13 protein-coding genes are annotated in these 14,114 nt (G+C 35.8%); 3 read left to right on the top strand and 10 right to left on the bottom strand.

The genetic code is table 11. From position 1 onward, the window contains the following. Window positions 1–2: 2 nt before the first annotated feature. Window positions 3–395: a nuclear transport factor 2 family protein gene (locus O4O04_RS07020; protein ID WP_272535072.1), complete on the top strand. Its 393-nt coding sequence runs from the start codon at window positions 3–5 to the stop codon at window positions 393–395. 5 nt (window positions 396–400) lie between these two features. On the opposite strand, the gene O4O04_RS07015 is transcribed toward O4O04_RS07020, so the two are convergent. Further along, complete coding sequence (locus O4O04_RS07015) at window positions 401–1,321, bottom strand: HEAT repeat domain-containing protein (RefSeq protein WP_272535070.1); 921 nt, start codon at window positions 1,319–1,321, stop codon at window positions 401–403. Window positions 1,322–1,366: 45 nt separating this feature from the next. Beyond that, window positions 1,367–1,927, bottom strand: a complete 561-nt coding sequence (locus O4O04_RS07010; RefSeq protein ID WP_272535068.1) for a polyhydroxyalkanoate synthesis regulator DNA-binding domain-containing protein — start codon at window positions 1,925–1,927, stop codon at window positions 1,367–1,369. A gap of 56 nt (window positions 1,928–1,983) precedes the next feature. On the opposite strand from O4O04_RS07010, the gene O4O04_RS07005 reads away from it, so the two are divergent. After that, window positions 1,984–2,886, top strand: coding sequence for a hypothetical protein (locus O4O04_RS07005; protein ID WP_272535066.1), 903 nt, complete (start codon window positions 1,984–1,986; stop codon window positions 2,884–2,886). Here the strand turns inward: O4O04_RS07005 and O4O04_RS07000 are convergent. The 8 genes from O4O04_RS07000 to O4O04_RS06965 form a co-directional block, all read right to left on the bottom strand. Continuing rightward, window positions 2,875–3,645, bottom strand: a complete 771-nt coding sequence (locus O4O04_RS07000) for a hypothetical protein (RefSeq protein ID WP_272535065.1) — start codon at window positions 3,643–3,645, stop codon at window positions 2,875–2,877. The genes O4O04_RS07005 and O4O04_RS07000 overlap by 12 nt on opposite strands. A gap of 18 nt (window positions 3,646–3,663) precedes the next feature. Next, the gene (locus tag O4O04_RS06995; RefSeq protein ID WP_272535064.1) at window positions 3,664–4,944 is read right to left on the bottom strand and encodes an aKG-HExxH-type peptide beta-hydroxylase; all 1,281 of its coding nucleotides are present in this window, start codon (window positions 4,942–4,944) and stop codon (window positions 3,664–3,666) included. Window positions 4,945–5,232: 288 nt separating this feature from the next. Further along, window positions 5,233–6,288 (bottom strand): hypothetical protein, encoded by a 1,056-nt coding sequence (locus O4O04_RS06990; protein WP_272535063.1) that lies wholly within the window; start codon window positions 6,286–6,288, stop codon window positions 5,233–5,235. Between the two features lie 187 nt (window positions 6,289–6,475). Further along, complete coding sequence (locus tag O4O04_RS06985) at window positions 6,476–7,789, bottom strand: hypothetical protein (protein ID WP_272535061.1); 1,314 nt, start codon at window positions 7,787–7,789, stop codon at window positions 6,476–6,478. A 46-nt stretch (window positions 7,790–7,835) separates the two neighbouring features. Further along, window positions 7,836–8,348 (bottom strand): TlpA family protein disulfide reductase, encoded by a 513-nt coding sequence (locus O4O04_RS06980; RefSeq protein ID WP_272535060.1) that lies wholly within the window; start codon window positions 8,346–8,348, stop codon window positions 7,836–7,838. A gap of 9 nt (window positions 8,349–8,357) precedes the next feature. Continuing rightward, entirely contained in the window at window positions 8,358–9,266 is a 909-nt protein-coding gene (locus tag O4O04_RS06975; protein WP_442915951.1) for a decaprenyl-phosphate phosphoribosyltransferase, read from the bottom strand. Window positions 9,267–9,270: 4 nt separating this feature from the next. After that, window positions 9,271–10,296 (bottom strand): hypothetical protein, encoded by a 1,026-nt coding sequence (locus O4O04_RS06970; RefSeq protein ID WP_272535059.1) that lies wholly within the window; start codon window positions 10,294–10,296, stop codon window positions 9,271–9,273. A gap of 52 nt (window positions 10,297–10,348) precedes the next feature. After that, window positions 10,349–11,887, bottom strand: coding sequence for a potassium transporter TrkG (locus O4O04_RS06965; RefSeq protein ID WP_272535058.1), 1,539 nt, complete (start codon window positions 11,885–11,887; stop codon window positions 10,349–10,351). A gap of 100 nt (window positions 11,888–11,987) precedes the next feature. Between O4O04_RS06965 and fusA the strand changes: the two genes are divergently transcribed. Further along, window positions 11,988–14,099, top strand: coding sequence for an elongation factor G (gene fusA, locus O4O04_RS06960; protein ID WP_272535057.1), 2,112 nt, complete (start codon window positions 11,988–11,990; stop codon window positions 14,097–14,099). The last annotated feature ends 15 nt before the right edge of the window (window positions 14,100–14,114 follow it).

Here is a 14,114-nt window from a genome sequence, read left to right as displayed (position 1 = left end):
TTATGCAAACAGAACTCAAAGACAAAACCCGATCCTTCTTCCAGTGGATAAACAACAAAGAATACAATCCCGCATTTGATCTTTTCCATGAGGATCTCCAATGGATAATCATGGGTACTGCCAATGTGTCGGGAAAATATGATAAGAGAAAGATTAGCTTAGGTTTGAAGGGACTTGCTCGTAGTTTTGAAAACTTTGTATTCACAATTCATGAAATGACTGCTGAAGAAGATCGAGTGAGTGTTATCGCAGAATCCCACGGGCTCAGAAAAGCAAATGGCAAAAAATACAACAATCATTATCATTTTTTATTTAGATTTGTGGATGGGAAAATCATCGAAGTCAAAGAGTTCTTTGATACCATCCACGCAAATTGGGTAGAAGAAAACCCTTAAGAGAACTACTCTTCGACAGATGCTGGCATCTTGAATGCCATTATTCTCTTTAAGTCTTTTTTCATTTGACTGTAAACAATCTGATTGTCTTCGATTTCCAATGCTTTGGTTAGAGGAACTTCTGCAAGACGAAGATTAATCTCTCCCAGATAGTGAGAAGCTTTCATTCTAGCACCAGGATAATCACTCGATAACATCTCTGTTAGTTGCTTGAAGGATTCGGTTGCACCACGCTCTAGCGTACAAATTGCACCCAAAATGGATGCCTTAGCATAGTCTTCTGTTTCGGAGCCAATCACCTCTTTGAGTGGCCCTAAGTTCTCAACTCGTTCCATTAAGCGAATTCCATCAGCTGCAGATGCTCGAACGTAGGCGTTTTTGTGTTTGAGGGCGTCTTTTAGAGTATTCTCAGCTTCAACAGTATACTCTAACCGTCCTAAGGCGCGAAGCATTTCACCTGCAGCAAGAGTTACGGTATAATCATTTTTATAAAAGAAATATGGACTGTTTACAGAGTCACCCATTGCAACAAAACCAAATTTGCGTTTTTCGTTAAATTTGATTTCTTCAATTTTGTCTTGGACTTTTGTAAATTCCTCTATCAGAGGTTTTGCCGCATAGGGACTTCCTAGATAGCCTAAAGCTCTCGCAGAGTGGAATTTGACTAAGTTCGTATTGCTTGGACTATCGGGAAAATTATCTGGTCCTTTGAGAGCATTTACAAGAGTTCGGACAGATCTTCTTGAATTGAAGAACATCAATTCTTCAGCAGCATTGGCAGCTTGCTCTGGTTCTCCATAGAGAAGCTGTCTTGTTAATTTTTCATAGATTTCAAGATTGGGCTCCGGAACATAAAATCCTTCTTCTATCGAATGAATGGAAATAGTTAGGATCAAAAATGCAGCAATCGATATGTATAGTTTCATCTGGAATTCCCTCTTTTGTATTATCGGTTTTATTAAATTCGCCCTTTAGCTTCCCTTTGATTCTTTTAGCCTTTCTGCAACTTCTCGAATTCGGTCGGAAATCTCATTGATGCTTGTTGTCTCGGAAGATTCATTGAGGGATTCACTCAATTTCTCCAGATCTCGCAGAACTTGGTCTTTCTTCTCACTTGCGCGAACAGCAAGGTTGCGGAACAAATCGTCACGATACGATCCGATATCATTTTCTTTTAGATTCCCTAGTTCAACCATACTTTGGATAATTTTGTCTATCCTTTCCCGGTTGAGATAACCAGCTCCAATACCACCCATTACCAATCGTTCAAAAAGAGCAGAAATATCTTTACCCGTTTCACGAATGAGAGCTGTCAGCATAAAATTACTGAAATCCTCATTCCTCTGCCCTAGCGAAACTTTCAGAAATGTCTGCCCAAGGATTTTCGGTGTGATATCATTGCCGGAAAGATTATCCACTACTCGGATTTCTTTTCCATCAAGAATCATTGCCGCAACATCCTCTAAGGTGATTGTCTTACTGGTCTCTGGATCGTAGAGCCGTCTATTTGCATATCGTTTGAGGACTTTCATTCCTACTTATTAGTATTCTTCTTAACTTGGGAGGGGTCAAGAAAAATAATGCTATTGTGGAGAAGAAGCATAAACAATTGGATGCAGTTATCTCTTGGAATCTCAATCCAACAGAACTAAAGTTTCTCAAAGCATATATGGAATGGAAAGGTTTCAAAATCGATTCCGTTCTTTCTAATTCAGAAATTCCAAGTTTATCCGAGAATGATCCTGATAAATTTTTCCTTTTTATAAATCCCAATATTCTTCGAATTCAAGAAATTTTTGACTGGAGTCTTGAATTCATAGTCGCTGGAAAGGCAAGTCAAGATGAGAAAAATTTATTTGTTAAAAATGGAATTGCTCGGTATTGGGATATATCCCTTGGATTAAACCTGCTCCCATTGGAAATTCTGAATACTTACAATCGATCCTTGCTTTTTTGGGTGTTTACTGGTGACTCCAATTTGGATAGATTGATCAAGTCAATACTAGTTACATACGGACTTCGCGTATTAGTTCCGTTAGCTGCCGAACATCTAGCACAGAATATTTTACAAGAAAAACCAGACTGTATTATCTTGGATTGGGACTATTTTCTAGAAAATGATAAAAATTTCTATACGAATCTAGAAAAAGTACGATCAAGAATCGGAATACTTCCGCCCATACTCGGCATCAAAGACTTTCAAAAACCCGGGATTGCCAATGAACTAAAATACGGCATTTCCAAATTTTCCTTCCATAGTCTATCTAGACCGCATCTAATTCAAAATCTAATCTATAGCTTTATCTCTAAACCGAAAAAAGATTGGAAAACAAATCAAATATCTTATTTTTATTGGGATAGACCGATTCGCGGATATTTAGAAAAAATCGAAATACAAAATTCAGAAATTTCAACATCGCCTAATGAAAATGAATTATCCCAACTTCAAAATTCCTTGCAATGGTTAAGTGATCCAAATTTATTCCATTAGGAAATCATCCGGTTGAAGCTCTTCTGCTCCACGATGAGGGAATGCCTGTTCATAGAATAGTGCGGCAAGCAACTCAAAATCCTCGTCTTCCATTATTTTCGAATTTTCCCAATACTCATTTCTTCTTTTTATAAGAACTGATATCGTTGTATCTTCCAAAGAAAAGTTGATATGATTTTTATTGAGCTCACGAATAAGCCAATTTAAATTATAGATAAGAAAGTCAGGAAATAATTTTACAGAAGCAAGCGTCGGCTCAAATTTCATCAAAGCCTCTGTTACATAACAAGCATTTTTGAGTTCAAGTGGATCTTGATTGTTTCTATAAACCTCCACTGAATTATGAATAGTCTCGAACATAGTCATTCTATCATGATAAGATTGCATAACCAAACTTTCATTTTTTGGATATTCTTTGATAAAATCATAGATGTCAAAAAATTCACCGCGTTCTTTATACAATTTTAGGTAACGATCGAAACCATCTTCTCTCTCAGGTGGATCAACTAAGTAAACGTATAAAAACTTCGTCTCATATGCAAATCGCGATTCCTTCGGAATATAATACTCAATCCAGATCGGCTCTTTATAATAGTTGATCTCTTCATCGGCGCTGAGTTCTGGTGTTACTTTTAGGCTTTTTAATTTTCTGACATCATCCGTTACTACTTTTTTGCCTTCAACCTTAGTCCTAGATTTCTTAATCTGACGTAACTCAGATTTATTCAGAAGTGGTTTCGGTTTAAAAGACGGATCCATCTCTTTTAATATCGGAAATTATTCTCTAAAATTTCGACGGAATTCTAATCTTTTAGAAAACAAATCATCCTCAAATTTCTGCATATTTGCCTTTAGTTTCGTTGGGAAAGATTTAATGATTTCATTCTTAATTCGATTTTGTCTTAGATTGATTTCATTTAAAGTTGAAATAAGAAGATTGCCTTTTGGTGTAAAACCTTCATTATCCATATATTCCTTAAGATCAAGAAGTGAGAAACGATTGTTTATCACTTCTTCAACGAATCGCAATTTTGCTCGATTGATATCTTCCGGTTTCAAATTTACTTCCGCATGATTCGGTAATTTCACTACCTGTTCGAATAGCATAGCCCCCCAGGTAAAAGTAAAACAGGCATGTAGAATCGCGCGAATGGATCGAAGTGATTTTCTCCACGGAGAATAGTAAATTTCATCTTCATTCATTTTGCGAAATATCTTCATTTTCTTGAGAATTAGATTTAGATGATGATGAGCATTCTCGTGGAATAGATCATCAATTGTATCTAAGTAATTTCTCTCCCATAGATTGATATAACTAATTCCTTGTTCATTAAAATGACTATAACTAACCAATCCTTTAGAGCGAACGATTTGTATCTGTTCAGTTAGAATATTAAATATTTCGAATCCTTCATTCCAAATCCGCGAAAGATTTCTCCGAGCTAAGCTCAATTGATTGTACAACTTGACCGGTGTCTTATGAATCACAAAAACATTTGACTTGCCTTCAAGGGAGCCCGTCACTTGCGGAGACTTGATTCTATGCTTGTACAATTTCCAAGAAGTAATCTCTTCCATCCTTGAATCTTTTGAGGTCAGATTTCTTTTAAAATTCTTAGCTTGATCCAGATTGTATTTAGCGATTCCCTGAAAATATCCTATCCATTCTCTCGATCCTGGTTTCATCCTCTCCCATTCAAGAAATCGGAAATCTTCCTCTCCGAAATCTGCCTTCAATGTCTCGATTAACTCAACATGAATGTCAGTTATTGGTGTGTTCTTCTTGTCTTTAGGAATAGATTGAATTGATGTTTGGATATAGGTATTGAGATCACTAAAATAGAAATATTCATTCAGTAAAATGGCAAACTGTTCTAGAGAAGCAGTCTTTTCCAGGGCTAACAAAGCACGAAAGTTTCCTTGTATTGGTTTTTGTAATGAAAGAGGAAATCGTCCAATTAGATCACTTATTTCATTTTCGAGTGAATTTCTTAATTCATTTCGCCACTTAGTTAGGTTTTTCTTGGAAAAAAAGAAATCAAATCCAGTTTGTGCCATTAGAAAAATCCTAAGGATAAAACGAACCGATCTTTTAGAATTGGCTTGGTCTTATTATAACCCATAGTTTTTGTATAGGTGAAGTAAAAATTACTAAAAATTGCATAGACTACAATAGGAATTAAGTTGGCCAATTTATTAATTCTCCTTGATAGAAGCCAAGTGGTCTAGATTTTTTTATTGTATACTGAGCATCGTCATCTCGAGCTAAGTAATCATTGATCATGTATTTACAAAACATCGTTATCAAGAAAAGAAAAAAACAAGAACAGAGTGGATTTCAGAATCTCAATCCTCGAATTTTTTTCTTTCGTCTATGAATCGATACCGAACCACAACTTCTGTCACACCATCAATCGAAGGACTCGTAACAGAAAAATATGGATCGAATCCCATGGTTATCATCTCAAGCGATTCACCAGGTTTAATCTTTCCAGGCTTGACCTCATTTAAGCCAGAAAGTTTATCGTAGTCAGCTGGAAGAAAATTATCCTGGATTTCAAAATTTCTTTCCCAAAGAACTTTTCCTCTTTGATCCAAGTATTTTAAATAATCCAATTGTACTTTCACATTAGGTTCGTTGGAAATATCCAAACGAACCCCCGTCAGTGCATCTTGAGTTTCGTGCAGTTTAAAACTCAAATCAACCCATTTCCCTTTTTCTGAGATATCTAACTTGTTATAAACAGATTTATCCTCTTGATAATCAGGAAACTTTTGTGTAACAAAAAAAAGCTGAATTTCTTGATTTCCGATCTCATACAAATAATTTCTTTGGATAAAAGACATTGTATAAATTCCCACAATTAGAAAAAAAATTAAGAAAACCCAGCCCAATTCTTTTTTAATTTTTGAAATTCTATTAAAATGATCCATTTCCGTAAAGAGATCATTTTGAATTGAATTTTTAAAGGCAGCGGATAAACTACTGAATAAAGTATAGGATTCGAACTCCAATTTTTCGATATTTTCATCACTTAAACTTTCCTTTAAACTTAACTCGATGAGTAATTTGTGTTTACCAAATTCTGCCATCAAACCCTGAGATTCTGGTGTAACATTCTTGGAAAGTTCTTCCAATGAATTGAAAATCTCCTCTTTTTTGATTTCTAGTTGGCTCTCAAAAATCTTAACTGCATTGAGTAAATCTCCCAAGAAAGCTCTTACCAATACCTGAGCATCTTCACCTTTGAAATGGGAAGTTAAAATACCTATCGATTCCAATCGACTCTCAGCTCTCTCCATAGCTAAATTCACGGCCAACTTCTTCTCTTCTTTAACTAGATCCAATTGACCAAGCTCAGGTTTTTTCCAATTCATCTGCAAAATTTTTTTCAATTTCATCCCATACACCCTTTATAATGAATACTCCAAATCCATTCTCTTTGACAAGGAAAATTAATTGGAAGAGAGCTTGGTATTATTATCTACTAATTCACCTTGTACCGCCGAATATCCAATGAGCACAAAGACTAAAAAATTTACTCTACCTAGAAACATGACCACTAACTAGGAAAAAACAGAGAGTATCCTACATACTTTTTGGTAGAAAGAGTTTTATATATGCATGCCATGTTTGACTATTTTTATAAATATTTCCATACATATATTGATGCATATGGAATAAATTCAAAGAAGAGAACATGAAAACTAAAATAATTATAAGTGATTTTAACCTATTTCCAAATTTCCATAATTTATTATAAGTTAAACCCAAAGGTAAGGAAAAAAAGACTAAAAACTCAGTAAATGCTCTATGGCCAAAAGAATCGCCAAAAGACCAGGCCCACCAGCTAGAAACCAAATAAGTTTGCACAATTAGAATTAGGAAAATCATATAAACAGAATAAAATTTCATTTTCAAAGCTATATAAAAGCCAATGAAAGATAAAATTAAAATTGGACTCCAAAAAAATAGTCCTTTTCTTACACTAAACAAAACTTGAATGATTTCAGGCTTCAAAAAGTTAAATGATTCACCCACATAGCTAAAAAAAATAGGTTTACCAGTAATTAAATACCAATATATTAATTGCGGAATAAACAAAAGTATCGCAGCAAAGACCATAAGAAGTAGTCCTTTCCAATTCAACTGAATATACCTTCGGAGAAAATTTAATTTATATAGATGGATCAAAGGAAGAAAAAATAACAAAGCTACAATAATATTGGTTTGTCTAACTGCAACAATTAATCCAAAAATAGCACCCGTTATAAAATAATCTCGATAGGAATAATGAATCCTAAAATTTACAATCTTATAAAGCAAGTATGCAAACAAAAAAAAGGAATAAACGTGACTAAAGGCTGGCTCATGAACAGCATAGTAAATTAAATTTGATCCAAGTGAAATAGATAAGATTGTCCAATTTACAATAGAAATTGAAAAATACTTTCGGAGAATTTGATAAAGCAATAACAATCCTAAGACAAGATAAACAACCGTACCCATAGATACTGAAACTGAATAAATTCCTATGAAATAATCAGTTTGACCAATAAATATATTCAAAAAATCTGCAAAAAAAAAGAAGGGGGACATCAGTATTGCGGTGCCTATGGGATATTTATTTAGGAAATTACCATTTCCCATTTCAATTAAACGTCCCTTAGCTGCAAGCGCTTGCCACTCATTAAAATGTTGAAACATCTCCATACCAAATACATCTTTATAAATAAAAATTTGTGGAAGATATAGATAATATCCAAAACCATCTGATTCTATCCCTTTCCATTCATTACCAAATAATATGGGAATCATTATAAACAAGGAAACAACAATAAATATTACAATCCCCATTGCCCAATAAATTCTAATTAGATTTCTCAACATTTGGAGATTCATAGCGGACCACCCATTACAGTAAATTCTCTAAATCCACTCTGCCCCATTACAATATTCGAAGAATACGAAGGCGAATCCAGAAACTAATTGGATTGAGTATTCCCGTATCAACAAAACGAATAACTCCGTTCTTATCAGCGAAAACAGTCGTTGGATAGCTATGAATTTGGAATTCTCTTAGTATATGAGCATTGATCATTGCCAGTGGATAATTTATTTCCTTCTCATTTACAAGTTTTTCTAAATCTTCATAATTGCCATGACCTTCTTCTAAGGAAATTATATTAAATCCTCTCTCATGGTGATTGATCGCAGAAGCTTTAAGAAATGGCTCATTCGCCTTACAGACCGTACACCATGTCGCCCAGAAGTAATAGATTGTTGGCTTACCAGCAATCAGTATCTCCTCCAATTCCCCGCCCACAACTGTTTTGGCACCCAATAGAGATGGAGCATTTCCGTGATCTGTTGCACGAAAAAAAGCAATAAAAATAGAAAAAATTAAGAATACAATAATGATTCCGAAATATTTGAAAATTGTTTTATGAGTTTGAGTCATTTTACCCTTCTAGAATTCAGTAGGTAGGTTCAAATCGATTCGAATGTACATAATCAGGAAAACGACGACTAGCCATAAGAATCCAGAAGCAAGAACAGACCTATCAGTTAGAATTGCTTTGGTTGGGTTATGGCCCATATTTTTTATATAGATGATGTAAAGACTGCGAAAAATTGCATAAACGACAATCGGAACAGTATAAACCAATTTATCCGTACCTAGATTCTGAATAGTCGAAGGGCTAATCGTATACATCATGTAACTCATCAATGTCATAGTAGCAACAATTCCCATCATCAAATCCAAAAAACTTACCGAATATTCGTTGAGAATTTTTCTATGCTTCGATGCATCAGCTTCGAGTAAATTCAATTCCCCTCGCCTTTTACTAAATCCCCAGAATAGAGAGAGCATAAATGTGCACAAAATCAACCAAGAAGAAAATGCAACTCCAACAACGATCGCGCCAGCAATTGCCCTCAGAACAAAACCCATACTTATACTCATGACATCTAATATTACAATATGCTTAAGGAATTTGCTATAGACGATATTAAAAGCCAAATAGAATGCAACTATAACAGCGAATGCTGGTTTTAACATATAAGATCCGATCAATGCTAAAGGAAGAATGATCGCTGTAAGAAACAGTGCAAAGGAAGAATCCAATTCCCCGGAGGCAAGTGGTCTATGTTTCTTCTCAGGATGTTGAGAGTCTTCTTCTCGATCCAGATAATCGTTAATTACGTACTGGCAGGATGCAGTAATTGAAAATAAAAAGAATGCAATCACAGAGGAAATAACAGCGGTTTCATCTGTTATTTTCTTACCAAAAATCAATGCCGCAAATAAGATCACATTCTTGATCCACTGCGGGATTCTCATCAATTTAAGAAATAAAATTAAAGATCGTTTCAGTGTATTATTCCTCAAACTTCTTAAAATCTTCAAGAACTCTAATTTTGAAAATGACTTTTGCTACCGCAATTTTTGATGGAAGATCAAAGGTAATATAAGGATCGGTTCCCGTAGTCACCATTTCCATAAAACCACCTACTTTGTTTTTGCCAGGTTTAAAGTCATGAAAATCGCCAAGCTGACTCGTGTTGGCCGGAAATAGATTTTCCGTCAAACTAAAGTCTCTTTGAAAAATGATTTTTCCATTTGCTGACAAATATTTAACTTCAGCTAAAGTGAATTTAGCTTTAACCTGTGTTAATGGATCAAACCGAATCAATTGAAACGGTTTTGTTCCTTCTGGTATATCGAAAGCTATTTCCTTCCACTGTCCTTTATCTATCATTTCAAGGGGGGTTCGAACAGATTGTTCTTCTGTAAAATTAGTGTTTGGCTCTGTTGTGTAATAAAACTGTGCAACGTCTTTGTGAATTGTAGGCTTGCTAATTGCATCTATCACCAAGCTACCAAATATAAAAACGGCTATAAAAACAGCAATACTCGACTGAGTTTTCCAACGTCTATTGAACTCATCCATTGGCGTAAAAAGATCTGTTCGATTGATATGCTTAAAAAACTTCTCTGTACCGTGAAGTAACCCTGAAACTGATGTCTCCATCGCTTCACAATATTCATCTGTTGGATCTATATTTGGTTTGTAATTAGTAATAAATTCACATTTTTCAAATAGATCTTTCACCTTAGAGTCTGAAAAAGATCCAATCGAAGCTTTTACCTCTTCAATAGTAAATAGATTTTTCATTTTATAATAATTAGCAAATAGATTAAAAATATCAACCGCTAAGTGAGTGCCAAGAATGAAGCTGTCGTTATTCTTATTATTAGCGACCAGTATTTCTATAGATTCCAATCGAGAAGAAGCTTGCTCCAATTGAGTGTAATATTTTTTTTTCTGATTTTCCTTTACCATTTCTTCTTGGCTAAGGATTGGTTTTTTTATCTTTATTTTAAAATATTCAATCAGCTTCATATGATTTCCTCATTTAATTATTTCTAAAACATTGCTCTCTTGGCAAGTAAAATTAACCGACTTGGATTTTGACACTCTCGTCATCATCCCCCATTTTTGGAACTCCAGCATGTCCAGTCATTGCAATTAGAACAGTGAAGACTCCAATTCGACCTACAAACATTATCAAGCAATAGAATAACTTTTCTATATCACCTAGAGTTGGAGTAAGTCCGAGTGAAAACCCAACAGTTGAGAAGGCAGACATCATCTCAAAAAATACAACATGCAAGCTATGTTCATTGCGATTTAGTAATGTGAGAATGATAAATATAACTGCGATCGCAGAAGTTGCAAGAAAATAGACTCGTATACTAATCGCAACAGAATTCTTCGATACAGTCTCTCCAAAAATTTGCACTGTTTTGGATGGATTGATTACGTTTTTTAGATACACTACCAAGATGGCAAAAGTTGTAATTTTGACACCACCGGCTGTTCCTTGAGGTCCTCCACCAATAAACATTAGGATGCAAATCATAACGATCGTAGCATCATTAATCCCTGTTAGATCAAAAGTATTAAATCCTGATGTTCTTGAACATACACTAATGAAGAAAGAATTGGCAATTTTTACTGATGCATCCATTCCGTACAAAGTGTGCGGATTAGAAGACTCAAGAGCATACACAAAAACTGTCCCAAGTAATAACAAAATCAATGTACCATAAAATAGCAATTTTGTCTGAATACGATTCGATTCACCATGTAAATGCATATTGTATGTATCCAACCTCTCATCTACCATATGGGAAATTTTGAGAATAAAAGGATAGAGAGATGGATATTCTGTCTTTTCTGGATGATTCAATATATAACTATAATAATGTGTTTCAAGCAATGATTCCAGATAAAACAAACCTCTATGCAAGGCTTCGAGAAATATTTTTTCTATATAAATGATAACGGGGAATCCAATACCTCCCAAAATTGCTAAGGATGAAACGATATATATGGATCTTGGATCGTAAGTAATTATGGACAAATCGTCCAGAATCGAGAAACCAGCATTATTGAACGCTGAAATACTAGTAAAAAGACTAAGAAACAATCGATCCGTATCAGCTGGAATATCCTCAGGAAAAGTATAGTAAATAAGAATTGTTCCTATTGCCTCAATTGTAAAAGAAATATTAATAATCGATAGAAGAACTCGGTTCACTTCTTTCGAAGAATATACGGATTCAATTTTATTGTCTTCGGGAGAGTCGATTGCTTCTTTTACAAACATATTGAACTTGGTATTGCGGCTCATCCCTTTTAGAATCAATACACCAATCAACACGGTAAAACTGATGATACCAAGACCACCGAGTTGAATCAGGAATAATAAAATAGCCTGAGTGGACTTTTCCAATTCACTTAAGGGTATGGGTGAGAGGCCAGTAATACAAACTGCCGACGCCGATAGGTAAAAAGAATCCACATAGCTGAGTGCGCCGCGTTCGGATATGAATATTGCAAGACTTCCCAGAGAAATCGCTAACATAAATCCGATAACGACGACACGCGCAACGGAAAGCTGTGAAAACAACTCTTGGATAAATCTCATCCAGGTCAGACTAAAAATCAACCGAGGAAAACCAAATCAAAATTCCTTTACAAGCCAAGGTCTTTTACCAGATTGGTAATTACCAAATACCGAGGATTTTATGAGCACTGCCACTTTTACGCCAACTGAGAAACTTCTTAAAACAAGAAATATTGGGATTTCAGCCCATATCGACTCAGGCAAGACCACACTTACCGAAAGAATTTTATTTTATACGAACCGTATTCACGCAATCCATGAAGTTAGAGGAAAGGACGGAGTTGGAGCCAAAATGGACTCCATGGAATTAGAAAGAGAACGTGGAATTACAATCCAATCGGCAGCTACTTACTGCACTTGGAAAGATACAACCATCAACATCATTGATACACCAGGTCACGTGGACTTCACAATTGAAGTAGAGCGTTCATTGAGAGTTTTGGATTCAGCAATTATGGTTCTATGCGGTGTAGCTGGAGTTCAGTCTCAGTCCATCACTGTTGACCGTCAGATGAAAAGGTACAGTGTTCCAAGACTTGCATTTATCAATAAATTGGATAGAACAGGTGCAAATCCTTGGAAAGTCATTGGACAATTACGTGAAAAACTCCATCTAAACGCGTTCCCAGTTCAAGTTCCTATTGGTCTAGAAAATGATTTGGTTGGAATCGTTGACCTAGTTGATATGAAAGCATACTATTTCGAAGGAAAAGACGGTCTAGACATCGTTATAAAAGATATTCCTGATGAAATGAAAGCAATGTGCGAGGAAAAGAGAGAAGAGCTTCTGGACGAAGTGTCCAAATTCAGTGATGAATTGATGGAAGCAATGCTTGAAGGTGAGCCAACAGAGGCAATGATTAAGCAAGCGATTCGTAATGGAGTTTTAGCTCTTAAATTTGTTCCAGTATTCATGGGATCTGCTTTCAAGAACAAGGGTGTTCAGAAACTTCTTGATGGAGTAACTGACTATCTTGGATCTCCATTGGATGTAAGAAATACAGCGATGGAAATTGATAACGAAGATTCTGAGATCGTATTGGAATCGAATTTCGAAAAACCATTAGTATGCCTAGCATTCAAGTTGGAAGATGGCCGTTACGGTCAGCTAACATATATTCGTGTCTACCAAGGTAAAATCCAAAAAGGTATGGCGATCTACAACTCTTCCACCGGCAAGAAGCACAACGTCGGACGACTTGTTCGTATGCACTCGGAAGAAATGGAAGAGATCAACTCAGCAGAAGCTGGAGACATTGTTGCTCTATTTGGTATTGACTGTGCTTCTGGGGATACATTCACAGACGGTAAGTCCAAGCTAACTATGGAATCTATGTTTGTTCCGAATCCAGTTATCTCGCTCACAATCGAGTGTAAAGATGGCAAGCAACTAGCTAACTTAGCAAAAGCTCTAAACCGTTTCACAAAAGAAGACCCAACCTTCCAAACAGAAGTAGATCAAGAATCAGGCCAAACCATCATCAAGGGAATGGGTGAACTTCATTTAGAAGTATATATCGAAAGAATGAAACGTGAATACGGTGTGGATCTAGTAACGGGAGCACCTCAGGTTGCTTATCGTGAGACAATCACGCAGCGCGCAGATTTTGACTACACTCATAAGAAACAAACTGGTGGTCAGGGACAATTCTCTCGAGTCGCTGGATATTTGGAGCCGATCCCTGCCGAAGAAAACAAAGACTATGAATTCGTAGATAAGATTGTTGGTGGATCGATTCCACGTGAATACATTGGATCTTGTGATAAAGGATTCCGTTCTTGTCTATCTCGTGGTAATCTTATTGGATTCCCAATCATTGGCGTACGTTGTGTAATCAATGACGGATCTTACCATGATGTTGACTCATCAGATATGGCATTCCAGATCGGTGCACGTTACGGTTTTAGACAAGGATTTGGTAAAGCATCTCCAATTATCTTAGAGCCTATCATGAAAGTGGACGTTGAAGGACCTTCAGAATTCCAAGGTGCAATCCTTGCTTCTCTCAATCAGAGACGTGGTATAATCTTGAACACGACAGAAGAAGACCAATACTGCAAAGTGGAAGCAGAAGTGCCACTTTCGGAAATGTTTGGTTATTCAACTGTTCTCAGGTCTTCCACTCAAGGAAAAGCTGAATTTTCTATGGAATTTGCGAAGTATGCGCCAGTTCCAAGAAACGTAGCAGAAGAATTGACCAAGAAATACAAAGTTACTATTTCAGAAGAATAGTATTTTCATTGTAAA

Origin of the sequence: Leptospira sp. GIMC2001 (assembly GCF_028462125.1) — a bacterium.
Classification (GTDB): domain Bacteria; phylum Spirochaetota; class Leptospiria; order Leptospirales; family Leptospiraceae.
The sequence above is the reverse complement of the archived record's forward strand: the minus strand, read 5'-3'. Positions and strand labels throughout refer to the sequence as shown.

Coding starts and splice junctions, on each gene's coding strand:
- O4O04_RS06980 (WP_272535060.1), bottom strand. CDS start 8,348: ATGACTCAAACTCATAAAACAATTTTCAAATATTTCGGAATCATTATT.
- O4O04_RS07020 (WP_272535072.1), top strand. CDS start 3: ATGCAAACAGAACTCAAAGACAAAACCCGATCCTTCTTCCAGTGGATA.
- O4O04_RS06970 (WP_272535059.1), bottom strand. CDS start 10,296: ATGAAGCTGATTGAATATTTTAAAATAAAGATAAAAAAACCAATCCTT.
- O4O04_RS06990 (WP_272535063.1), bottom strand. CDS start 6,288: ATGAAATTGAAAAAAATTTTGCAGATGAATTGGAAAAAACCTGAGCTT.
- O4O04_RS06965 (WP_272535058.1), bottom strand. CDS start 11,887: ATGAGATTTATCCAAGAGTTGTTTTCACAGCTTTCCGTTGCGCGTGTC.
- O4O04_RS07010 (WP_272535068.1), bottom strand. CDS start 1,927: ATGAAAGTCCTCAAACGATATGCAAATAGACGGCTCTACGATCCAGAG.
- O4O04_RS07000 (WP_272535065.1), bottom strand. CDS start 3,645: ATGGATCCGTCTTTTAAACCGAAACCACTTCTGAATAAATCTGAGTTA.
- O4O04_RS06985 (WP_272535061.1), bottom strand. CDS start 7,789: ATGAATCTCCAAATGTTGAGAAATCTAATTAGAATTTATTGGGCAATG.
- O4O04_RS06995 (WP_272535064.1), bottom strand. CDS start 4,944: ATGGCACAAACTGGATTTGATTTCTTTTTTTCCAAGAAAAACCTAACT.
- O4O04_RS07015 (WP_272535070.1), bottom strand. CDS start 1,321: ATGAAACTATACATATCGATTGCTGCATTTTTGATCCTAACTATTTCC.
- fusA (WP_272535057.1), top strand. CDS start 11,988: ATGAGCACTGCCACTTTTACGCCAACTGAGAAACTTCTTAAAACAAGA.